The organism is Nonlabens agnitus (assembly GCF_002994045.1).
Classification (GTDB): domain Bacteria; phylum Bacteroidota; class Bacteroidia; order Flavobacteriales; family Flavobacteriaceae; genus Nonlabens; species Nonlabens agnitus.
Genome location: NZ_MQUC01000003.1, coordinates 1569964 through 1594414, shown reverse-complemented (window position 1 = coordinate 1594414; position 24451 = coordinate 1569964). Strand labels below are relative to the sequence as shown.

The following is a 24451-nucleotide window of genomic DNA, read 5'->3' as shown; positions in this document are numbered from 1 at the left end:
GTTAATTTTTCAATTATTATGTATTATTGGGGCATTGAGTTAAAAGGATCACGTGATAACTATTAGGCGTATTGAATATACACATGGTATGAAGCATTTTAATTGTATATAAAATATCTTTGATGTATTAATTACCAGTCAATAATATTTTCTTATGTATAAATCAGTTATAAAACCATCCTTAGATTTTATATCAGCCTTGATGGCCGTCATTGCCGCAAGTCCTGTATTGTTGATCTTTGGATTGTTATTAGCCTTTAATAATAGAGGTTCACTATTTTTTACGCAGGTACGCCCTGGAAAAAAAGGTAAGCTGTTTAGGGTCATTAAGTTCAAAACCATGACCGACAAGAAAGACTCTAACGGTAACCTGTTGCCTGATGACCAGCGACTCACGCCTATAGGAAAGTTTGTAAGAGCCACATCCATGGACGAGCTGCCCCAAATTTTCAATGTATTGAAAGGAGATATTAGTTTTGTAGGCCCACGACCCTTATTGCCTGCCTATCAGGAACTGTACAATGAGCGTCAGGCAATGCGTCATCAAGTAAAACCAGGGATTACGGGATGGGCACAAATCAATGGTAGGAATGCCATTTCATGGGAGCAAAAATTTGAATACGATACCTGGTACGTAGAGAATCAATCCTTTCTATTAGATTTTAAAATTGTGCTTTTGACTTTTAAAAAAGTCTTTAAAAGTGATGGTATCAATACATCTGGAGAAGCAACAACTAAGCCATTTCAAGGTAATTAATATGATAAATAAAAAACTCTTGATCATTTTTGGTTTAGAGAGTACCGCTGTAGAGATTGAAGAAGCCGCTCATTTGAGTTTGACAAATTATACTGTCACTAAATTGCTTTATTCTGAAGGCCTACAAAGTAATTCTCATTTTAAAAAGCTCATTGAAAATTTCACTGACATTTCATACATTATCAGTTTTACTAATGCAGATTTACGATTCAAATGCGAGACCCAAGTCCTTAGCCTTCCAGCTCTTAAACCACTATCTATAATACACCCTAAATCATATATATCAACTTCTGCTCAAATAGGCGCAGGTTGCTACATTGCTGCAAATGCTGTGGTATCTTCTAATGCCAGGCTCGAAAATCACGTTATGGTAAACTTTAATGCGTCTATAGGTCACGATGCGCACATTAAAAAACATGTTTCCCTTTTACCTGGAGCAAGAGTTAGTGGTAATACTATCATAGGAGAAGGTAGTGTTCTAGGATCCAACAGTTTTATTTTCCAAGGATGTAGTATTGGCAGGAATAATGTAATTGATGCACTGACTGCAATCCATAAAAATATGGATGATGATATGATTAGTGCAGCCAGAGTAACAAAGTCGTTCAAACAAATTAAACGATAAATTCCATCTATCTTTGTAAACAAAAACACAATGAACCTTAAAGTCCTAGAAGCAATAAACGAAGTAAAACAAGGCAAAGGTGAACCAACCGTAAAAGTCTTCAATGTAGATACGCATCTTAGAGATGACCTTGGTCTGGATTCTTTTGATTTAGCAGAACTTACCGTAAGAATAGAAGAAAAAACTGGAGTGGATATTTTTGCAAATGGCGTTATAGAAACCATAGGTGAAATAGAAAAACAATTAGAAAGTGGCAGTTAATAGCAGCTTTTACATTAACGATAGCACAGAGATTTCTTACGATAATTTTATTGTGCAAATTGCTTCAGGCAAGATATATAAGGATAAATCATTTTCTACTACCCTTGAATTTCTCACCAATCTGATAAAAGGAATCATTCATCATGTTGATCTTACTTTAGTAGATCCCTTAATTCAAGGGTATGATCCCTCAGAAGCCGCTATAGATGTGGAGAATCTAGGGAAGCTGGATTTTAATAGTATGGTCGACGCTATAGTCAACAGTACATCAAAAATCACCATTTTCACATCTGGAACTACAGGTCAACCTAAAAAAGTAACACACTCTTTAAGTAATTTAATAAGAGAGGTTAGAACATCAACTAGACATCGTGGGGCAATTTGGGGTTATGCATATAATCCTACTCACATGGCTGGGCTGCAGGTCCTATTTCAGGCATTGTTAAATGGTAATACTTTAGTAGATCTTTTCGGTAAAAGTAAATCATCAGTCATCTCCATGCTTGAAAACCACACAGTAACCCATCTGTCAGCTACTCCTACTTTTTACAGATTACTACTTCCTTTAAATCGCCCTAATACCAGTTTGAAGAGTGTTAGTCTAGGAGGAGAAAAATCAGATACCTTGTTGATTGAGAATCTTAAAACCTCCTTTCCAAATGCAAAGATCAATAATATTTATGCTAGTACTGAGGCTGGTACGCTATTCTCAGCAGATGGAGAATACTTTTATGTTAAATCACATTTGTTAGAAAAAGTTCGCTTTCGCAAAAGCGAACTTGAAATACATGCCTCTCTACTTGGCTCTGGAATGGCAGATCAGGAATGGTATGCTACAGGAGATCTTGTGGAATGGAAGGACGATGATAAGAAGTATTTTAAATTTGTCTCACGCAAGAATGAAATGGTTAATGTAGGTGGTAATAAAGTAAACCCTCACGATATAGAAACTCAACTCAAAAGTATCGAAAGGGTCATTGACTGTTTGGTTTATGGAGTGCCTAATCCTATTCTTGGTAATATGATATGTGCAGATATCGTAGTCAAGGATTCTTCAATAGACGAGTTTACCATCAAGAAGATATTGAGAAATAATTTAGAAAACTATCAAATCCCTCGCAAGATTAATATAGTAGATGAACTCAAAACCACAAGAACTGGTAAATTAAAACGCAAATAATGAAAAATATTCTTTTAACGGGATGTTCAAGAGGTGTTGGGCTTAGTATTGCAAAATCTTTGGTAGTTTCGGGATATAACGTGTACGGTGTCAGTAGAAAGATCACAAAGGAATACCAGCAGTTGATGGATACAAATCCGGAACACGTTTTTTACGCACCATTCGATTTATCAAATCCTGATGGGGTCCAAAATGTGATTTTTAAAGAATACATTCCTAACTCTATACCGCTACATGGATTCATCAATAATGCCGCTATTGCATACGATGATATCATTACAAATCTTGACCTAGATAGGTTGCGAAATATGTTTGAAGTGAATGTGTTTTCTCCATTGAATATTACCAAATATGCGATACGCAATATGATCTACAATCGTGTAAAGGGCAGTATTGTTCACATTTCATCTATTAGTGTTCATACGGGTTATAAAGGTTTAGCCATGTATGCTGGAAGTAAAGGTGCTTTAGAGGCGTTTTCTAAAAATACAGCGAGAGAATGGGGAGAACGTGGTATAAGATCCAACTGTTTGGTAGCAGGTTTTATGGATACTGATATGAGTTCAACATTGGGTGACGATATGAAGGACAGGATTTTCAAAAGAACATCCTTAAAAGTACCTACAGCATTAGAATCTGTGGCAGATATGATCAAGTTTTTGATATCGGAAGAGGCTAAATCAGTTACAGGACAGAATATTCACGTTGACTCAGGAACCATTTAATAAAATGATTAGAAAGCTGCTTGAGATGACCTCGGCAACTCTTTTGATCCTATTATTACTGCCATTTTTCACCATTATATTCGTCGTAGCTGCTTTGTCATTCAACTCTTCAGGGATCTTTCTACAAACCCGCATAGGCCAGCACGGTAAACCTTTTACCATCTATAAATTCCGTACCATAAAGAATGGTCAGGTAACCCAATTCGGGAAATTCTTGCGTAAGACCAAGTTGGACGAGTTGCCCCAGCTTTTTAATATTTTAAGAGGTGATATGACCTTTGTAGGCCCACGACCCGATGTTCCTGGTTATTACGACCAACTTAAAGGAAACGATAGGCGAGTGCTGGCACTCCAACCAGGCCTTACCAGTCTGGCAGCCTTAAAATATAGAAATGAGGAAGCGCTTCTGAAACAACAAAAGGATCCTAAAGCATATAACGATACCGTCATCTTTCCAGACAAGATAGCTATGAACTTGGAGTATTTGGAAAAGCGCAGTCTTACGTACGATCTCAAAATCATCTGGCTGACTTTTATTTCCTTATTTAAGTAGATTATCTTTACCGACTTAAACTTTATCATGCAAGAAAAAATTTGGCTGTCTTCACCGCATATGGGTGGTGCAGAACGTGACTTTGTGACCGAGGCGTTTGATACGAACTGGGTGGCACCTCTAGGACCTAATGTCAACGGATTTGAAAAGGACCTAGAAACCTATCAGGGTCAGGATGTTAAGGTAGCGGCCCTAAGCTCTGGTACTGCAGCGATTCATCTCGCACTTATCCAGGCAGGTGTGACCGCCGGCGATGAGGTCATTTGCCAAAGTTTTACTTTTTGTGGTAGCTCCAATCCCATATTGTATCTAGGTGCTACACCTATTTTAGTGGATAGTGAGCGCGACACTTGGAACATGTGTCCTGATTCTTTAAAAAGTGCTATAGAAGACCGTATTGATAAAGGTAAGAAGCCCAAAGCCATTATCGCGGTGCACTTGTATGGTATGCCCTATAAGGTGGATGAGATTCATGCTTTCGCGAAAGCGTACTCCATACCCGTCATTGAAGATAGCGCTGAGGCTTTAGGTAGTAGTTACAACGGACGAAAATGCGGAACCTTTGGGGACTTTGGGATCCTTAGTTTTAACGGTAACAAAATCATCACGACCAGCGGTGGTGGAGCGATGGTTTGCCATTCCATAGAGGATAAACAAAAAACAGTTTATCTGGCCACCCAAGCAAGAGACGAGGCGCCGCATTATCAGCATAGTGAGGTAGGTTACAATTACCGTATGAGTAATATTAGTGCCGGTATAGGTCGTGGCCAGATGCAAGTCCTTGATAAGCATGTCCATCTACGCCGTGCTATGAATCAATTTTATCAAGAATTGTTTGCAGCTATCGATGGAGTAGAGGTTCTCGTTGAAAAATCTGCCGATTATTATTCTAACCATTGGCTTAGTGCCATTTTAGTTGATCCAGCTGTCACCGGTGGTATTACGAGAGAGGATTTGCGACTGGCATTAGAAGCCGAAAACATAGAATCACGCCCTTTATGGAAACCTATGCACCTGCAACCTCTTTATTCCAAGTACCCCTATTATGGAGGTACCGTATGCGAGGAGCTTTTTGAAAAGGGTTTGTGCCTTCCTTCTGGATCAAATCTCACAAATGCCGATAGGGAGCGTATTGCTAGTGTTATAACAAAAGTTTTTAGTTAGCATTTCATACTTATCCTCTGTCTAACTGGATTCATAAAGTTTCGAACATTTGATTCAGCCTTTAGATTGATCAGTTTGCTATTGACAGTGAAAATTATTTTGATAGTATTCATACTATAGTTCCTCTCCGTAATACTGAAAAGACTTACATCGTTTTCAATTTCAGTTTTCATGGTCGTTTACGTTAAAAACCAAATCCAATTTTAGTAAGACTCAAAGATGTAGTCTTAAATCAAGAAGTAGCTGCATTTGATTTATTTAAGAAAAAATTGAAATCTGATAGTGAATCGGTCTGTTACAGATGATCCTTATGCGGAATATACTTTGTCCATCTTTTAGATATTGATAAAGGGAGAACAAAGGTTCTTCGACTTTTTGTTAGTCTGACTAGCATTATAATTATGATTGATAAACTGTAAGCAGGATTGATTTGAAATATGCTGGATATAATCTTTATTTAGGGGTTTGTTTATTCAACCCAAGAAATTACTCTAGCTTACTTATTGTTTTCAGTTTAGAGAGGAACCCAATTCAAAAAATGAAGTTATCATTAATTAGCCTTTAACTACATTAAACAGATCTTATAAGGGCATGACTCTTAGGTAATCACCCTACCAGATAAAATGACTTCACATCTTATTTAATCATCTGCTTTAAGGATCGATCATGATCCCGCTTTCGCGTAAGCGATCTCCATATTTTCTAATCCTTCCAGCAGTGATGCCGTTACCATCTACAACCTAGAGGCTTGGAATCCGATGACTTTTAAAATCTTCCATACTTTAGGTCAACAAATGCATATGGTGGAGAAGACCAGAAGTGGAAGCATTGAGACGATTAATGGAATGAATGAGTTGGACAGCGGTTTATATTTGATACAAGTTTATCAGAATGATCTCCTAACCTCTATAAAATTAAACTTAACTGATTTTAGCATGAAAAATTTAAAAACTTTATTATTTGTTTCAGCGATGCTTTTTACTGGTAGTCTTTATGCACAGGAAAGTGCACCACCTGATTTTGAAACTGATGTCGATGATGTTAGCATGGCGCCAATTCCTGGAATTGCCATTGCTGCAGCAGTTGCATTGGTCATTGGATTTAAGGCGGCTCAACGAGAAGACTAAGTTATAAACGTAGGATCTACAAGAGGTGGTGCCAGTGCACCACCTTTTTTATTACCTTGCGTTAGATTTCCAAAAAGGCGACAGTTGTGAAGTGGAGGTATTTTAAAATACGTGCTAGACAAATTCTCTGGAATGAGGACAATAGAGTGCGTATACGCAACCTAAATTATTTGCCAAGATGGTTGGTGCTTATCATCGATTTGGCTACCGTTGTTTTTTCATTTTTCATGACGTTCTTTATTGCGTCTCATTTAAATGTGTCTTTTTACGATGTGCTCAACCTTTGGGAAGAGTGCCTCTTTATTTCCCTGGTTTATTTTTCTTCCTTTTTCTATTTAGTACGTATGCGGGTCTTATACGTCACAGCACCTTTGTAGATATTTTTAAGATTGCTTTTTCCAGTGGTTTTAGTGCTGTATTACTTGCTTCTATAAGTTATGGATACTATCTGTTTTCTGGATCTAAAATATTCTTGATCCCATTTTTGATTATCCATGCAGTGATCACCTTTGCTTGTATGTTGATGTTGCGCATATTAGTGAAGTCCTTATATACGTATATGACTAATATGGGGCGAAAAAAACATCGAGTTCTTATCCTGGGTGTTAATGATGATGCCATCGCTGTAGGAGAAGCCTTATCGATTTCTGACCGTCAAAATTTTGTTTTGGGAGGGTTTGTCAGTTTTAAAAAAAAGTATAAAAAGATAAAAATTCAAGGTGCTCCCATTTTTAAATATGATGAACATTTTTTTGAAACCATTGCACCTTATAAAATCAATGGACTGGTCATGGTGGGAGATCAAATGAAAGTATCTGAAAAGAATCATTTAGTAGACCTTGCTCTTGAACAAAATTTGAGAATCTATCACGCTCCCTCTATCACCAAATGGGAAAACGAATCTGATGTCAATGGGAATATTAAAGAAATCCAGATTGAAGACCTATTAGAGCGCCATCCCATCAATCTAGATGACTCACAGATCCATCATTATATTAACGATAAGATTGTTCTTATTACAGGCGGTGCAGGGTCTATAGGTAGTGAAATTGTACGTCAGGTCAGTCATTATCAACCTAAAAAAGTATTGGTATTGGATCAGGCGGAATCACCTCTACACAATTTAGAGTTAGAGTTACGCAAAGATCATCCAGAGGTCTCCTATGAATTCATACTAGCCGATGTTCGGAAAAAGTCCAGAATCGAGGAGATTTTCAAGAGTGAATCGATTGCTGTTGTTTTTCATGCTGCTGCCTATAAACATGTCCCACTTATTGAGCGTAATCCAACCGAGGCGATACAAGTCAACATCTTAGGAACGGTAAACCTTGCTGATTTATCTGCGGAATATTGTGCGGATCGATTTGTTATGGTCAGTACCGATAAGGCGGTGAACCCTACTAATGTTATGGGCGCTAGTAAAAGGGCTGCCGAAATTTATGTGCAATCGTTGATGAAAGAAGGCGACGGTGAAACCAAGTTCATCACTACTAGATTTGGTAATGTTCTAGGATCCAATGGTTCTGTCATTCCTTATTTTAAGGAACAAATTAAAAATGGCGGTCCTGTTACTGTCACTCACGAGAATATTATAAGGTATTTTATGACCATTCCTGAAGCCTGTCAATTGGTTCTTCAGGCTGGAACTATGGGACAAGGAGGCGAGGTTTTTGTATTTGACATGGGGAAACCCGTTAGAATCATGGATCTGGCGAGAAAGATGATTAAGCTTTCTGGTTTAGAGCCTGATAAAGACATCAAAATTTCAGTGATAGGTTTACGACCTGGTGAGAAGCTGTATGAAGAACTTTTAAGTAACGAGGCCACTACGCTTCCCACACATCATTCCAAGATCTTAAGGGCTATAGACCATGCTCAATCTTTAGAGCACGTCATGAATTTGATTATTGAAATTGCTGCAGCTGCAGAACAGTCTAATGATATTCATATGATTAGTAAGCTTAAAGTTTTGGTACCCGAATTTAAAAGCGAAAATAGCGTTTATGAGTTTCTGGACATACCGACCCATTCAGAAGATTGATTTCTTACCTTTGCACTTTTAAAATAATAAATGCTACGTTCATCATCCTCTTTGCTTCTTTTAATTTGCCTAATGCTAATTGCTAGTTGCACGACCAAAAAGGAAGTGTTGTACTTTCAAGATATACAAGAAAAAGAAAGTTATACTCCAGAAAATTACAAGTCTATCATTAAAAATAATGATCGGCTTTCCATTATCGTGAGCAGTGCTGACATGACTAATGCCAGTCCTTACAATAGATTAATTCCTGGAATCACTGACGCAAATGACTTTAGAGTAAATGGCCAGCCCTTATTACAGGATTACTTAGTTGACACCGATGGTTATATTATTTTACCAAAGTTGGGAAAATATAGGGTTGCTGGTAAATCACGAATGACGCTAGAAGAGGAGTTGTCAAATGAATACCGTAAATATATCACGGACGCTGTTGTTAATGTCAGAATTGCCAATTTTAAAATCACTGTTTTAGGAGAAGTACAGCGTCCAGGAACATTTACTATTCCTGATGAAAGGGTCACTCTACCGCAAGCTTTAGGACTGGCTGGTGATCTAACTATTTATGGAAAGCGAAAAGACATTATTTTACTGAGAGATAGAAATGGAATTCAAGAAAGTCATATCATTGATTTGACCAAATCTGATGTTCTAGACAGTGAATTATTCTATTTACAACAAAATGATGTTTTAGTTGTAGGTCCTAATAACGCACAAGTCAATGGGGCATCTTTTAACCGTAACAATGCCCTCTATGTTTCCATAGCCTCGGTTTTACTATCTGTTATCATACTTATTTCCCGTTAATGCAAGAATCAAATCAGCAACACACAATGACTGAGGAAACGCTTTCACAGCAAATTCAACCGTACTTAAATAAATGGTTTTGGTTTGTGATATCTGCGGTTTTGTTCATAACGATAGCCTTTTTCTATTTGAGGTATTCGACTAAAATTTATCAAGCCGAGGCCTCTATACTGATTAAAGATACTCAGGCTGGAGGAGGTGTATCAGAATTAGCTGCTTTAGGGGATTTGGGAATGCTTGGAAATAATTTCAATAGTGTAGAGAACGAGATTGAAATTTTGACCTCAAGAAGACTTATGTCTAGAGTGGTGGAGGAGCTTCGTTTAGATGTGCGGTATTTTAGAGAAGGTAATATTAAAACTTCTGAGGTATTCCAATCTGCTCCTTTTACAGTTACCAAAGTACTAGATACCGTAAGTGTAGAAACACCGGTAGAATTTTACGTACAACCCATTTCTCAGTTGACTTTTGAATATTGGGTTAATGAAGGTGAGGAAACTAAGACGGCCAATTTTGGTTCTTATGTCAAAGTTGGTGAGAATACCGAAGTTCAAATCAGCTCCCTCAATAGTTCTTTGGATAGCAAGGACAGCGATAACATTTTTCTTGTAAGATTGGCTGATTTTGAAAAAGTAGTCGTTAGTTATGCGGACAAGGTTTCTATTTCACAATCTGTAAAGAGAGGTAGTGTGATCGATTTGTCCATTTCTGATCCGGTGCCTTCAAAAGCGGCTGCAATTTTGAATCAATTGATTATTGAATATAATAAAGATGCGACCGAGGATAAAAATATCGTAGCTAAAAACACCGTGGAGTTTATTGAAGATCGGTTAGCTACTATAGAATTGTCCCTAGATTCTGTTGAGATCAAAAAGGAGAATTTTAAAAGAGAGAATAATCTATCCGACATTGTAGCCGAGGCTGGTTTAAATCTACAATCCAGCGCAGAATATACCTCCTTGCAAATTGAGGCTCAAACGCAATTAAGAATTGCTAAAGATTTGCGTGCTTATATGGCAAGCTTAAATGATACTGAATATATTCCAGCTAATTTAACCCTAGGAAGTAGTTCGGTTAATGAAATTATTAATGAGTATAATCAGCTTTTACTTACTTATAATCAACGCTTAGAAACGGCCACTGAGCTTAACCCTATTGTACAGGAATTACAGGGTCAATTGTCCAAATTAAGGTCCTCGATAAATGCATCTTTAAATTCCTATATCCAGTCATTAGAAGTGCGGTTAGGCAGCATTGCTTCTCAAAATAATAGAATTGAAGGGCGATTGGGGGAAATTCCGGCGACCGAAAGAACGGCAAGAGATATAGAACGAGACCAAACTATCGTTGAGGCTATCTACTTGTATCTCTTTCAAAAGAAAGAAGAAACTGCTATAAGCCTAGCCGTTACAGCACCCAAGGCAAAAGTGGTTGATAGTGCCTGGATTTCTGATCAACCTATTTCTCCTAAACCAAAAATTGTGCTTTTGGGAGCTCTGATTGTAGGACTACTTATACCCTTTGCGTTTATCTATTTGAAAGGCTTGATTTATAACAAAATCGAAAACAGAAAAGATGTTACGAGACGTCTATCCAACACCTCTTTCCTAGGCGAAGTGCCAAAATTGGCTTCAGATGAATCTGATGTAATTACTAAGAACGACAGGTCCATATTAGCTGAATCGTTTAGGATTTTGCGAACAAATCTGCAGTATAAACTTTCTGCACTATCTAATACCGTCAAAACACCTGTGATCATCGTCACTTCCTCTGTAAAAGGTGAAGGAAAAACATTTGTCTCTTTTAATCTTGCCATGACTATGGCCAACTCCGGTAAAAATGTGTTGCTTGTGGGTGGTGATATTAGAAACCCGCAGTTGCATAGATATTTGGTAAAAGGCAGCAAGAATTTAAAAGGTGTGACCGAATTCTTGGTATATCCAGAATATCAGCCCGAAGAACTGGTTCATGAAAGTGATGCTAATTCCAACCTAAAAATAATGCTGTCTGGAGCCATTCCTCCCAATCCAGCAGAGCTATGGTTAAGTTCGCGTGTCGATGAGCTTTTGGACTACGGAAAAGAAAATTATGATGTAGTGATCATCGACAGTGCTCCATCCATGCTGGTTACGGATACCTTATTGATCAGCGATAAAGCGGATGTTACTGTTTATGTCACTCGAGCTAATTATACCGAAAAGCCTTTGTTAGACTTTGTAAGCGATACCATCGAAAGTGAAAAACTTAAGAATGTTGCCATGGTACTGAATAACGTCAAAATAGCCAACTTTGGCTATGGGAACAAATACGCTTACTCTTATGGAGTAGATGCGGATAGCACCTGGACGCGATTACTGAAAGCAGTTAAGCTCAAAAAGTAATTTATTACCTGATTTTTAAAAGACTAATTTATTTCTCAAATACACTCATTTGTGTTTTAATGAGGCGCTGCAGTGCTGGCACTAGCTTTTTGTCTATTTGGATGTCTTTTATTTTACTCAGGTGTTCCTGTTTATGAGCGTCTGTCGCTATGAAAGAATAGTGATTGCCTTTTAAAAGGTCTAAAGCTTTTTTCTTAGCATCAGATCCATAGTGTCCCGATAGGCTCAACATATTGAGTTGCAATCTGCAGCCTCTATTTGCAAAATCCAGCATCTGTTGAATGCTTAAATACCTGTATCGTTCTGGATGCGCTAGAATGGGTTTCAAATCCAAATTACTCATTTCAAAAATCAGCTCTTCCGAATTGAAGGGCTTTTGAAAATAGCTAAATTCAAACAACAGATGATTTCCTGGCAGGGTCAAGAAATTCTTAGTTTTAAGAATGTCCTCAAAACCACCGTCCATCATATATTCTGACGCAGTACCTAAAATAAAACCTGCATCGTCTATTGATAAGCCTGCTTTAGTTTCTATGAAGCTGCTTTTGATTTTTTCTGCATCATTCCCATAGTAATCCTCCATGGTATGAGGTGTCGTGTAAACTCCAGAGAACCCTAATTCACGATACCATTTGATCATGCTCGAAGTTGTCTCCAGACTATCCGAACCATCATCAATATTGGGCAACACATGATTGTGCATATCGATGAGACCATCGATTGCATCTGCCAGAAAAACTTTCTTGGTAAAAAAGAACATTAGGAGTATCGCGCTATGAGATCCTTTACTTCTTTTTCCTTCATCAATTCAGGAAAAAGTTCTTCTAGAATGATGATGTATTCTGGATCTGTTTTTAGCGCATTTTGTAGATGAAATCTCGCTTTGACTTTTTGATTCAATTTATAGTAAGCACCAGCAATGCGATATTCCATTTCTACCTGTTGTGGGTAAAATTCAAGACCGTAGTTCAAGTTAGAAACGACAGCCTCAGTTTCACCTAGGGCTAACAAAATATCCGCTCTAGACAACCAGGTTTCTTGCTCGTAATTACCTAATTCAATGGCTTTGCGATAACCGTATTCAGCCTCTTCAAAGAAGTTAAGACGTTTATTCAAATGCGCATACCTTGTCCAGTACAGCGCATTTTCTCCATCAACTTCAATAGCCTTTTCTATATAACTTAATGCTTTAGGGTAATTCAACTGCTTTGAATAGTAGTCCACAATGGAAATCCAGCCTTTATCCAATAACGGATCTTCATTAATAGTCTTTTTGAAGTATTTAATAGCTAGTTCGCTATTCCCTAACTTGTTGAAGCATTTTCCTAAACGTAAATAAGCAAAGGATGTAGGATCATCCAGCTCTAATGTGATTTGATAATTCTCAATCGCCTCATTGTAGCGACCCAGCTTTTCCAACACCTTACCTTTTTCAAGATAGGCACCTACAAAGTGATCGTCTGAAATGATCGCAAATTCAAAAGCGGCTAGTGACTTCTCATACATCTTCAAATCAAAGTATTGCTTGCCTACTTGATGCCAGGCAACTTCACAATATGGATTCTTGTTTAAGAACATATTTAAGAAGTCTATGGCTTGCTGATTTTCCTGTAGAAAATCGAAACAATAGATAATGTTATAAAGCGCAGAATAGTCTGTATCGTCCAGCTCTAGACACTGCATAAAATTCAACTTGGCACTGGAATAGTCCTCTATAAAAAGAAATTCCATACCTATAAGGTTGTAGACATCTGCCTTATCATCCGTCAATTGTAATGCATCGTTAAGAAGGTTGATCGCCTTCTCATGCTGCTCTGTTTTGGAAAATATATTAGCCTTTTGAATGAATATTTCAGAATTGTGGGGTTGCAATTCATGTAACTCGTCCAGTAGTTCGTGAGCCAGTTCAAATTTGTCATCAAAAATCAACATCTCTGCATGAAACAGCTTTAAATTGACTGATGATGGATGTTGATTCATCGCAAGATGGATCGCTTTGCGAGCCAGAGCCATCTTTCCGTTTTCCAGATAATGCTCAATAATTTCTTCAAATTCATCGCTATCAAAGAAACCTACCTCGTTGGTTTTAAGCATCAATTCAAACTTTTCAATGCTCAAATCATCATCATTATTTAAGTTGAATTCCATAGGTCGAATTTTTAATGATCCGCTTCTTACTAAGTTCAAAAGATTTGCCAAAGTCTCGCAGTTCCCGCCAAATCTCTTGTCAACATCTTATAAACAGCACAAAACAGCTATTTATGAGCCGTAGAATTCGGCAATTGTTTGCTTTAAAATATTACAGGCGTGATCAATTTCATCCATAGTCACGGTATAGGGCGGCGTGATGCGTATGGCTCGCTTTTCAAAAAGCAGCAAAAAGAAAATCACACCTTTTTCCCTACAACGATCAACAATGGCAGCCGTATGTGTCGCATCAGGCAATATGGCAGCCAGCATCAAACCGGTGCCTCTTACTTGCACGATATGTTTGGATAGTAAGCTTTCGCGAAAGCGTAATTCCATCATCTTCACACGTTCCATATAACCTTCTCGTAATATCACCTGCAGGGTTGCAAGAGCCGCTGAAGCAATCACAGGATTACCACCAAAGGTGGTGATGTGCCCCAACATGGGTGATGTTTTGAAGTGATTCAAGTGCTCTGAACTGGCCGTTAGCGAACCAATGGGAAGACCACCCGCAAGGCCTTTACCGCTTACCACGACGTCGGGAACAATGTTGTGTTGCTCAAAATGCCACATGGTGCCAGTACGGCCAACACCTGGCTGAATCTCGTCCAGAATCAATAAGGCTCCCATTTTGGTACAGGTTTCCCGCAACGCCTGGAACCAGCGTTTGTCTGGCATGATAAAACCCGCACCACCTTGGATGGTTTCCATCACCACGGCTGCTGTTTTATGGGTAATCCTTTTTAAGTCTGGCAGGCAATTGAATTGAATATGCTTTATATCTGGCAACAGCGGTCTGAATGGTGCCTTGCGCTCTTCATAATTCATCAGACTAAGCGAACCTAGCGTGTTCCCATGATAACAATTCTTCATGGCAATAATCTCTGAGCGTTGGGTAACGGTTTTGGCCAGCTTGATGGAGGCTTCAATGGCTTCTGTACCACTGTTTACCAGATAGGTCATGTCTAAGGGCGCCGGCATCGTGCTCGCTAGCAATTTGCACAATTCCACTGCAGGTTTCTGGGCATATTCACCATAAACCATAACGTGCATGTACCGATCCACTTGATCTTTAATGGCGTTTACCACTTCAGGATGGCAATGTCCCAACGGCAAGGCGCTGACACCTGCCACCATATCCAGATACTTGTTACCCTGCGTATCGATGATGTAGTTTCCAGAAGCGCGTTCTATTTCTAGACCTGGAGCAAATGGAGTCGTGGGCGCTTGATATTTAAAAAAGTCCTCTTTCAATTATCTCCTGTACCTTCAATATTTTCTATCTGGTCTTCCTTCCTGTTTTCCAGATCCTCTTTTTTGAGCTCACTATTTTCATTGAGGTTTTCCAGATCTTCTTTGCTAAAGAAATCGTCCTCTTTTACTGGCAATGGCAATCCCTGAATCTTGATTTGTTTGGGAATAGATTTGCCCTTGAAAAGGTCATTATATGACAGTATCTGTTCGTCTCCTCGCCAGTTCAATCCTCTTAGGGTCCTCGCATTCACTGGCAATTCATCTGGCGGAAAGGTGGTGCCCTTAGCCTCGTTGTAGTAGGTGTCCAGAACAAGTTCACCATCTTCAAATTCCAGCAAAACGCGGCCACTGGTTCTTTTGTCAATTCCTATCAACTCCTGCGCTTCATTACGTAAATAGACGAGATGTTCCACGTTCTTATCAATGTTTACCACGCTCAATTCATTATCCTTGAAGAATCCAGTGAGTTCTTTTCCCTTTATTTGGTTGAAACCACCCGTCGTATCCTTGTTTACAATAAAGGCGTTGTAGAAGACCCTAAGGGAATCCAGTTTTTCAGTTTGAACGTTGCTTTGGATAAAAATGCTATCGCCTGTCATTTGGCTCACGCCATTCCATAATATGGGACTGCCTATCATTTTTGTCAAACCAGTAGTTTGACGCGAGACGATACTATCTGACTTACCGCTTAGATCTTTCTTGAAGATCCTGGCATCATAGAAACCTCTTACCAGCCTATTTTCTGGTTTGCCGGTCACCATTAAGGTGTCTGCGTGTATGTACACACTGTCTTGTTCCTGAACGGATATTGCCACGGCTCTCTTGGTGATAAAAACCGAATCCTTGGCTCTAAAAACTTCGGCATAGTCACCTTTGATGACAGAGTTGTTGATGGTGTCTGTGATCTTGATATTGTTGACGCCACTGGCGAAATCCCGACCGCGATTAAAATAGAGGCTGTCACCTCTCACATTACGATCGTTGTAATCTATGCTGGAGTTCTTGACAAAATAACCTTCATCTGCTCGGGTATCGTAAAAGCCTCGTTCACAATACACCTTGCTCGTTTTTCCTGTGATGGTCGATGGACCATACATATAGGCATGACCAGAATCTGAATAAAAGTTCAAGTGGTTAGAATTGATCACATATTCTGGATTAGTAACCACCACATTGTCCAAGAATTGATACTTCTTGTCCCTCATAAAATATCGACCCACTCGACTTTTCAACGTGCTTGCGGTGTCTCTGACCGTGCCACCGCTACGGTAATAGGCCTGCTGTCGTACACGGTCAAAATGCAAGGTATCTGTTTGTAGGGTCGATTCAGGACTGCGCATATTGACGTTGCCACTCGCAAATGCCTTCTGGTTTCTCCCGTTATATTCTGCGTACTTGGAGTTCATAGTGATGGTATCACCTTGATTCATGCGCACGTTTCCTATGGCTTTTATGAAGTTACTTTCTTTATAAAAAACAGCCTTGTCGCAATACATCTCAATACCGCGGTGCTGTACATAAACCTGTTTGCCGGCGTTACGTAAATAAAGAATGGCTCCTGGGAATTCATTTTCATTAATGCTTTCAAATGGCGACTCCACACGTATGAGTGAATCCACAGGTTGCTCTTGAGCTATTGCTATTAGAAAGAACCCTAAGCTCATCGCAAACGCTAAAATGAATTTTTTCTGGTCCATCACAGGCTTACAATTTAATCTCTTTAGCATTTTCAGGTCTTGAGAATGCGACTTCGTTCAATCCCTTAAATTGGATATTGGTTATGGTCGCTTCACCTATGATATTAGATCGATCTATTTTATATGAGTAGTTATAAAACTTCCAGGACGTGGCGAAAGGAATGTCATTCACTTCTTTATATTCTCCATATGCGATCGCATGAGCATTTTGCGCTGCCTTATCTGCTGGTGTGCCTCCATAGGTAACAATGTAACCCGCATGGTCTATTCGATTCGTTTCTTTATCCACATAAATCTCGTACCAATCATCTGGTGCATCGCCTGTGCCTTGCTCGAAGGTGAGTTGGATTATTTTGTAATCTTGGGTATCGGCTAAAACGTTGATGATGGTGCCATCATCAGTAAGTTTGTATGGTAAGGAGAAAAAGTAACTCCAAGTAAAAATGTCAAATCGCGCTCCACTATCGTCAGCATCCTGCGGACTCATCCAAACCTTATCACCGTCATAAATTAGTGTGGTTCCATCGGCCTTGTCAATTCTTACGTATTTGGAATCGGTGGACAAGGAAACAGTACCGTTGAGTCTTGGCTGGCCACCAAAACTCAGATCCAAATCAAATTGAACCACTTGCTTATTTAGAAAAGCATACTTCTCATGCGCCATTTCAACATCAGCAACGGCTGGTTCAATTTCTTCAACCTTCATCGTTGTATCAGGCGTTATCTGTTCGATAGATAACGAAGAATCACTTTGCTTGCAGCCTACCAAAAAAGTAATGATCCATAAAAGAAGAATTGATTTTTGCATCTAACGGGTTTTGTTGCTCTTAAACATAGAATCCAAAATCGTCTGGATCCCTTGATACATAAATACAATGGCTAAAATGGCAAAAGCAATTCCAGGCATCAAGAAAATAATGGGATGCTCGCTACCAGCGCCTATATAGATTAAGATAGGACCCAAGAAGAAAAACGGAATCGCCATCATGAGACGCTTCACACCTTTACTTAAAACCTCTCGATCCGTTGATGGTTGTTGGTTTTCCATTAGCATAATCCTATATGATCCAGAACAGCTCGCACGCTACCGTATTTTTTAAGAAGTTCCCGCGACTGTTCATAATCCATTCTCGTGGCTTCCATAATCATTCGCGTACCTCTATCAACGAGTTTGTCGTTACTCAATTGCATGTCAATCATTTTATTTCCTTTAATGTGACCCAATTTGATCATCACGCTTGTACTGATCATGTTGAGTACCATTTTCTGTGCCGTTCCAGCTTTCATACGACTACTGCCGGTTACAAATTCTGGTCCTACTACGGGAACTATAGAATGATGGGCTATCTCATTTAACTTACTACCAGGATTACACGTAATTCCTCCTGTTATTATTCCACGATTTTGGGAGGCTTGAAGTCCGCCTATGACATATGGAGTGCGACCACTGGCAGCTATGCCTATGACGACATCCTTATCTGTAATATCATGTTTTTCAAGATCCTTAATCGCCTGTGCTGTGTCATCCTCGGCATTTTCTACGGCGTTTCTGATCGCTTGATCACCACCGGCAATAATGCCTATCACTTTTCCGGGAGCAACGCCAAAGGTAGGCGGACACTCGCTGGCATCCAGAATTCCCAAACGGCCACTCGTACCAGCGCCTATGTAAAAAAGACGACCGCCATTGTTCATCTTTTCAGCGATAACATCGACTAGTTGTTCTATTTCGGGCAGGACTTTTTGAACTGCAGAGGCCACCTGCTGGTCTTCTTGATTTATCGCCTCCAACAATTCACGAGTGCTCATCGTCTCTAGATGATCGTGATTAGAATCTTGCTCTGTTATGTTGTTAATGGGCATATTATGGAGATCGCCTTCGTATTTCGACTACGCTCAATATAAACTTTTGTTCACTGCGTTTACAAAAAGCGATATAATTTTAATCTTGATTCTAATATTCTACCGTTTCTACAATTTCAAGGTCATAGCCTATGATCCCGATGCGTTTGCTTTGCTCACTATTAGTCATCAACTTGAGTTTTGAGATATTCAAATCGTGCAAAATCTGTGCGCCTATACCGTAATCCTTGTTGTCCAAGTGGCGTCTAGGCGCTTTATGGGTGCCGTTTTCCTGGAGTGCTTTGAGTTCTTCCAGTCGGCCCAGCATGTTTTCTGGTTCAAACTGCTGATTGATGAACACAATCGCTCCTTTTCCTTCTTTATTCAAGCGCTCAAACATAGCGTCCAGTTTACGATCTGCCTCTGACGTTAGGGTAGAGAAGAGGTCGTTGTTCACTTGAGTCGAATTCATTCTGGTCAACACCACATCGTCGTGATCCCAATCGCCCAAGGTCAACGCTAGATGGATCTGATCGTTTGTCGTCTGTTGATAGGCTCTCAAGCGATAGTTGCCAAATCGAGTCTTCAACTCAAAGTCCTCTTTCTTCACAATCAAGCTATCGTTCTTCATGCGATAGGCTACTAGATCTTCAATGCTCACCAGCTTAAGATCATGCTTGCGTGCCACTTCCATCAATTGTGGCAATCTTGCCATGGTGCCGTTTTCATTCATGATCTCTACGATCACACCTGCAGGTTCATGGCCGGCCAATCTGGCAAAATCTATCGCAGCTTCTGTATGACCAGTTCTTCTTAGAACGCCACCATCTCTTGCCTTTAATGGGAAAATATGGCCTGGTTTGCTCAAGTCGTGCGACTTGGTATTCTTGTCGATAATGGCTTTGATGGTAAGAGCGCGGTCACTGGCACTGATACCAGTGGTGACACCATGACCACGTAGATCTACAGAAACCGTAAATGCAGTTTCCATAGGGTCAGAATTATTATTGACCATCATGGGAAGCTCCAGTTCTTTGACTCGTTTTTCTGTGATAGGACAACAGATCAATCCACGACCGTGAGTCGCCATAAAGTTGATCATTTCTGGAGTGACTGATTGAGCACTGGCTAAAAAATCACCTTCATTCTCTCTATTCTCATCATCGACAACAATAATGACTTTGCCGTTCTTGATGTCTTCAATAGCATCTTCTATACGATCCAGTTGAATCTTTGTCTGTTGCTGTTCTGTAACCATGGTACTTTTGCTCTTTCAATTCTATGCAAAGATACGGGATTATGCTACTGTGGTAGGGCTCTTGGGTTTCTTTTTGAACCTATTGAGTAAGGAATTGATGCTGCCGCCCAAATCAAAGAATCCTTGATCTGTCGTGGCTCTATAGGTTAAAAATACGCCTATGGGGAAAATAATCAAGGTACTCATCCAGGCACCTAGCCATGCTGGAAAGGCACCTTCGGCTGCAGATTTTTCTGCAAAGATTCCGATAAAGTGGTAGGTGAGAAAAAACATGGTGGCCACAACGAGTGGTAAACCCATACCACCTTTTCTAATGATCGCACCCAATGGCGCACCTATAAAGAACAGAATGATACAAGCAACGCCTAGTACGTATTTTTTGTGGATCTCGATCTCATATTTATTAAGTCGCACCTGTTCTCGTTGCAGCTGCTCTTTACGAGCCGTGATGCTATAGATTTGCTGGGTGGCCTTATTTGTTGCTACATCCACCGCACGCTTTTGATCGTTGAGAGATAGCCGCTCAAAAAAAGTTTTCTTAACGGCAGTTGAATCCAGGTATTTAGAAACCCGGTCTGTCAATTTGTTGGGTGACCATTTGAGCAATTGGGTTTGGTTGTAGATGTCTTTTTGGGTATTGTAACTGGCGGAAAACGAATCAATCTGAGTTTGAAGCTCGTTGATCTTCAACATTTGATAATCATCGGTGACATTTTCCTTATCCATGTCTACATCATTCAACTCTGATACATCGACATTCAAAGTATAGGTCTCAAAATAGCTTTTTACAAAAGGTGATGAAGCTCGCTTTCTAGGATCGTTCACAAAAAGATCCTCGTAATAATTCCCGTTAGTCAATACCAACTGAATGATATCTGACTTGAGTGAACTTTTAAGTTCACCCTTTTCGCTTTTTATTACTCTCCAGTTTCCTGATCTACCAGGACTTTTCTTATGAATAATAACATCGTCCAGATATTGCCCACGATCTCCGGTCTTGTCAGAAACCTTGATGTTGATATCACCTAACTGATTAAACACGTTTTTACTGATCGCCATCGCTGGTTTGACCTGCGCGATGTTACGTCTTAAATTACGCTGCTTTAGGTTTCCCCATGGAATAACCGTGTTTGCAAAAACAAAACTGGTGATTCCTAATGAAAAGATGACAATCATCAAGCTGCGCATGGCGCGCTGTAGTGATATACCGTTGGATTTCATGGCGGCAAACTCATAGTTTTCTGCCATGTTCCCAAAGACCATGATCGATGCCAGTAAGATACTAAGTGGTAATGCCAGCGGTACGATTACCGGTATGGTATACATCATGAATTTACCTATGGTAATTAGGTCAATGTCTTTACCAGCAATGTCCTTGATGTATAGCCAGATGGCCTGCAGGATCAAAATAAACATTAACACAATAAAGACGCTCAAGAACGTCTTTATAAATTGTGTCAATATGTAGCGATCCAGTATTTTCAAGCTAGTTCATTTCCTCAATGTCCCAGTTTTTATACTGGCTAGGATCAAAGGTAAAACAGTTTTTAGCTAAAGGCTCATTCGTCTTAAAGGTTTGCAGCGTAAACGTAATCACCGTGCCGCTGCGCTCTGTAATGATGGTGTTGTAAATATGCTTGGTATTGGCATCGATTCCCAAAAGAATATTCTTGTAGTCAGATCCTGATTTGATAGGTGTGAGCTTCACGTATTGGATTTTTCTTCCCTTCACGTTTTGTACAATATCTAATTCCTTGTTGTAACCTTTTTGATAGAACGTCATGATGTTGGAAGGATTGATCATTTCACTACCGTCATTGTTTTGGGTGGCAATGGTGACTTGTTCGTCCTCACGATTGATCGTGTACAATTTTCTACCATCGTACATATAGGTTGTACCATTGTAGGTCGCATTGTACTTATTGCCACTCAATTTTGCCTCACCTTGTAAGTCTGTATCAAAGTTGGCTTTAGAGTTTTTCAGATTTCCCTTATAGGTAAAAGTGACATTGTCATAGCTCTTATATTTTGCTGCCACTTCATCCAGCAATTTTGATGCTTGATTGGATTGTGCTGTTCCCGCTTTCGCGAAAGCGAAAAAAACCACCAGCAATAGATATAAATTCTTCATTTTCATTTAATTCTGCTTTTCTGCATTTAAAAATACTTCTAGCGACGCTAAGTCTGGAATGAGCACCTGACGGGCTTTACTACCTTCAAAACCACCTACGATTCCAGCGGCCTCCAGTTGGTCAATAATTCTACCGGCACGATTGTAGCCCAGTTTTAACTTGCGTTGCAATAATGAGGCGCTGCCTTGTTGTGCTACCACGATAATTTCAGCGGCTTCCTTGAACTTAGCATCACGCTCTTCTATACTAATATCAAGACTTGTGCCACCTTCCTCGCCCACGTATTCTGGTAGGAGATGAGCGTCTGGGTAAGCCTTTTGTGAGCCTATAAAATCTGTGATTTTCTCCACTTCTGGCGTGTCTACAAAGGCACATTGAATACGGATGATCTCATTTCCAGAAGTGTACAACATGTCACCACGACCTATCAATTGATCTGCGCCACCACTGTCCAGAATGGTCCTGGAATCGACTTTTTGTTGTACCCTAAATGACACACGCGCTGGGAAGTTTGCCTTGATCATACCAGTTATCACATTAACCGATGGTCGCTGCGTTGCAATAATCAAGTGAATCCCGATGGCTCGAGCCAGTTGTGCCAATCTCGCGATGGGTGTTTCTACCTCTTTACCAGCGGTCATGATCAGGTCTGCAAACTCGTCCACTACCAATACTATATAAGGTAGGAACTTGTGTCCATTTGCTGGGTTCAGTTTTCTAGCCTTAAACTTTGCATTATACTCCTTAATGTTACGGCACATGGCCTCTTTCAAGATGTCATAACGCTGGTCCATTTCAATACACAGGCTGTTGAGCGTATTGATAACTTTGGAATTGTCAGTAATGATAGCTTCCTCGCTGTCTGGAAGTTTTGCGAGATAATGACGCTCGATTTTATTGAAGAGCGTTAATTCTACTTTTTTGGGATCTACCAGTACGAATTTGACTTCGGCTGGGTGTTTTGAGTATAGTAGTGAGGTCAGCACCGCATTCAATCCTACCGATTTACCTTGACCTGTAGCACCAGCCATGAGTAGGTGAGGCATTTTGGCAAGATCCACGACAAAGGTCTCGTTGCTGATGGTCTTTCCAAAAGCAATAGGCAGCGCCATTTCTGCATTTTGGAACTTGGGCGATGCAATCACAGATCGCATGGATACAATAGAAGGGTTTTGATTAGGCACCTCAATACCTATGGTACCTTTACCAGGAATAGGAGCGATGATTCTAATTCCAAGTGCCGCAAGTGATAAAGCGATATCGTCCTCTAGATTCTTGATTTTAGAGATACGCACACCAGCCTCTGGTACAATTTCATATAGAGTTACCGTAGGTCCAACAGTAGCTGTGATTTTGGCAATGCCTATTTTGTAATTCTTGAGCGTGTCCACGATGCGATCTTTGTTCGCTTGCAGTTCTTGCTCGTTGATGGTGATGGTTTTACCTTTAGTATAATCCTTTAAAAGATCAATAGGCGGGAACTGGTAGTTGCTTAATTCTAGGGTCGGATCAAATTCGCCAAAATCCTGCACCAACTTCGACGCCTTATTGTCAAACACTTCTTCTTCATCGACCGTTTGCTCTATGTCCATGCCTATGTCATCACCGTCGCCGGTGGCTGGAATAGAAGTAATAATAGGACTAATGGGTTCGGTTTTTAGGACAGGTTCTGGAATTTCTTCTTCATCGTCTTCAGTGATTGTGATCTCGGTAAGATCGACATTGTCATCGCCTATCGTTTGGCCTTCAATGGTATTGGTTTTCCAATCGGTTTCCTCGTCAGTCGCTTCAATATTTTCCAATGGATCAAATCCTTCTTTAACCTGAGCCGATTTACGTTTGAAGTAGCTGCTTATTTTCTCTGGAGTGACGCCCAATCTCAAGGTGAGATAAATAAGTGCGAGAAACGCCATGACAATAATGGTTCCTATCAAACCAATGTAATCTTGCATGAAGTCGTTAAGTTCCATGCCCACCATACCGCCCAATAATGGTATGCTCTGGTGGAAAAACCCAAAAAATACGGACAGCCACAGCATGAGCGGCAGACCCCAAATCCATAGAAGGGAAATTCGCTTTCGCGAAAGCGAAAACGCTCCACGCTTTGCTGCAAATAAGTAAGTTCCTGTAATAATGAGTAGAATGGCGATGGAAAAAGCCGCAATACCGAACCCGTCATAAACGAAAACGTTGCCCAACCATGCACCAAGTTTGCTGAGCCAGTTTTGAGCTTCCAGTTCACGTTCTGTGAGTCGTCCCAAAATGCTTTGATCGCTGCGCCAGGTAAGTAGGAATGAGGTGAACGATAGTAAAAAGACGATACCTAGAGCAATGAGAAAAAAACCTACAATAACTTCCTGTAAACGAGATAGTTTAAAGGACGGCATGGATAGGGAATTGGTCTTGCCTGTGGCTTTCTTTTTAGTAGTTGATTTTTTGCGGGCCATATCAATAGTGAAC

22 protein-coding genes are annotated in these 24451 nt (G+C 39.9%); 11 read left to right on the top strand and 11 right to left on the bottom strand.

Annotated elements, in window-relative coordinates:
• Positions 1 to 154: 154 nt before the first annotated feature.
• The 11 genes from BST86_RS07375 (at position 155) to BST86_RS07325 (ending at position 11618) form a co-directional block, all read left to right on the top strand.
• Positions 155 to 757: a sugar transferase gene (locus BST86_RS07375; protein WP_105982702.1), complete on the top strand. Its 603-nt coding sequence runs from the start codon at positions 155 to 157 to the stop codon at positions 755 to 757.
• A gap of 1 nt (position 758) precedes the next feature.
• Positions 759 to 1382, top strand: a complete 624-nt coding sequence (locus tag BST86_RS07370; RefSeq protein ID WP_172443328.1) for a DapH/DapD/GlmU-related protein — start codon at positions 759 to 761, stop codon at positions 1380 to 1382.
• A 30-nt stretch (positions 1383 to 1412) separates the two neighbouring features.
• Entirely contained in the window at positions 1413 to 1643 is a 231-nt protein-coding gene (locus BST86_RS07365; protein WP_105982700.1) for an acyl carrier protein, read from the top strand.
• A complete protein-coding gene (locus BST86_RS07360; RefSeq protein WP_105982699.1) occupies positions 1633 to 2823 on the top strand; it encodes an ANL family adenylate-forming protein in 1191 nt (396 codons plus the stop codon). The genes BST86_RS07365 and BST86_RS07360 overlap by 11 nt, the downstream gene beginning before the upstream one ends.
• A complete protein-coding gene (locus BST86_RS07355) occupies positions 2823 to 3548 on the top strand; it encodes an SDR family NAD(P)-dependent oxidoreductase (RefSeq protein ID WP_105982698.1) in 726 nt (241 codons plus the stop codon). The genes BST86_RS07360 and BST86_RS07355 overlap by 1 nt, the downstream gene beginning before the upstream one ends.
• 4 nt (positions 3549 to 3552) lie before the next feature.
• On the top strand, positions 3553 to 4101 hold the full coding sequence (locus BST86_RS07350) for a sugar transferase (RefSeq protein WP_105982697.1): 549 nt from the start codon (positions 3553 to 3555) through the stop codon (positions 4099 to 4101).
• A 27-nt stretch (positions 4102 to 4128) separates the two neighbouring features.
• The gene (locus BST86_RS07345) at positions 4129 to 5265 is read left to right on the top strand and encodes a DegT/DnrJ/EryC1/StrS family aminotransferase (protein ID WP_105982696.1); all 1137 of its coding nucleotides are present in this window, start codon (positions 4129 to 4131) and stop codon (positions 5263 to 5265) included.
• 689 nt (positions 5266 to 5954) lie between these two features.
• Entirely contained in the window at positions 5955 to 6392 is a 438-nt protein-coding gene (locus BST86_RS07340) for a T9SS type A sorting domain-containing protein (protein ID WP_105982695.1), read from the top strand.
• A gap of 292 nt (positions 6393 to 6684) precedes the next feature.
• The gene (locus tag BST86_RS07335) at positions 6685 to 8433 is read left to right on the top strand and encodes a polysaccharide biosynthesis protein (protein WP_242446487.1); all 1749 of its coding nucleotides are present in this window, start codon (positions 6685 to 6687) and stop codon (positions 8431 to 8433) included.
• Positions 8434 to 8505: 72 nt separating this feature from the next.
• Positions 8506 to 9237 (top strand): polysaccharide biosynthesis/export family protein, encoded by a 732-nt coding sequence (locus BST86_RS07330; RefSeq protein WP_105982694.1) that lies wholly within the window; start codon positions 8506 to 8508, stop codon positions 9235 to 9237.
• Positions 9237 to 11618, top strand: coding sequence for a GumC family protein (locus BST86_RS07325; protein WP_105982693.1), 2382 nt, complete (start codon positions 9237 to 9239; stop codon positions 11616 to 11618). Before BST86_RS07330 ends, BST86_RS07325 begins: the two co-directional genes overlap by 1 nt.
• Before the next feature lie 28 nt (positions 11619 to 11646).
• Here BST86_RS07325 and BST86_RS07320 read toward each other — a convergent pair whose 3' ends face one another.
• The 11 genes from BST86_RS07320 to BST86_RS07270 form a co-directional block, all read right to left on the bottom strand.
• The gene (locus BST86_RS07320; protein ID WP_105982692.1) at positions 11647 to 12378 is read right to left on the bottom strand and encodes a tyrosine-protein phosphatase; all 732 of its coding nucleotides are present in this window, start codon (positions 12376 to 12378) and stop codon (positions 11647 to 11649) included.
• Positions 12378 to 13766, bottom strand: a complete 1389-nt coding sequence (locus BST86_RS07315; RefSeq protein WP_105982691.1) for a tetratricopeptide repeat protein — start codon at positions 13764 to 13766, stop codon at positions 12378 to 12380. The genes BST86_RS07320 and BST86_RS07315 overlap by 1 nt, the downstream gene beginning before the upstream one ends.
• Before the next feature lie 111 nt (positions 13767 to 13877).
• On the bottom strand, positions 13878 to 15062 hold the full coding sequence (locus BST86_RS07310; RefSeq protein ID WP_105982690.1) for an aspartate aminotransferase family protein: 1185 nt from the start codon (positions 15060 to 15062) through the stop codon (positions 13878 to 13880).
• On the bottom strand, positions 15059 to 16789 hold the full coding sequence (locus tag BST86_RS07305) for an OstA-like protein (protein ID WP_242446486.1): 1731 nt from the start codon (positions 16787 to 16789) through the stop codon (positions 15059 to 15061). Before BST86_RS07305 ends, BST86_RS07310 begins: the two co-directional genes overlap by 4 nt.
• Positions 16767 to 17567, bottom strand: coding sequence for a DUF6503 family protein (locus BST86_RS07300; RefSeq protein ID WP_105982689.1), 801 nt, complete (start codon positions 17565 to 17567; stop codon positions 16767 to 16769). Before BST86_RS07300 ends, BST86_RS07305 begins: the two co-directional genes overlap by 23 nt.
• Positions 17568 to 17807, bottom strand: coding sequence for a DUF6095 family protein (locus BST86_RS07295; protein ID WP_055413211.1), 240 nt, complete (start codon positions 17805 to 17807; stop codon positions 17568 to 17570). It abuts the gene before it with no gap.
• Positions 17807 to 18622, bottom strand: coding sequence for an N-acetylmuramic acid 6-phosphate etherase (gene murQ, locus BST86_RS07290; protein ID WP_105982688.1), 816 nt, complete (start codon positions 18620 to 18622; stop codon positions 17807 to 17809). The genes BST86_RS07295 and murQ overlap by 1 nt, the downstream gene beginning before the upstream one ends.
• A gap of 91 nt (positions 18623 to 18713) precedes the next feature.
• A complete protein-coding gene (gene ribB / locus BST86_RS07285; protein ID WP_105982687.1) occupies positions 18714 to 19859 on the bottom strand; it encodes a 3,4-dihydroxy-2-butanone-4-phosphate synthase in 1146 nt (381 codons plus the stop codon).
• A gap of 39 nt (positions 19860 to 19898) precedes the next feature.
• Complete coding sequence (locus BST86_RS07280; RefSeq protein ID WP_105982686.1) at positions 19899 to 21344, bottom strand: LptF/LptG family permease; 1446 nt, start codon at positions 21342 to 21344, stop codon at positions 19899 to 19901.
• Between the two features lies 1 nt (position 21345).
• On the bottom strand, positions 21346 to 21996 hold the full coding sequence (locus BST86_RS07275; RefSeq protein WP_231717816.1) for an outer membrane lipoprotein periplasmic chaperone LolA1: 651 nt from the start codon (positions 21994 to 21996) through the stop codon (positions 21346 to 21348).
• Positions 21997 to 24438 (bottom strand): DNA translocase FtsK, encoded by a 2442-nt coding sequence (locus tag BST86_RS07270; protein WP_105982685.1) that lies wholly within the window; start codon positions 24436 to 24438, stop codon positions 21997 to 21999.
• Between the last annotated feature and the right edge of the window lie 13 nt (positions 24439 to 24451).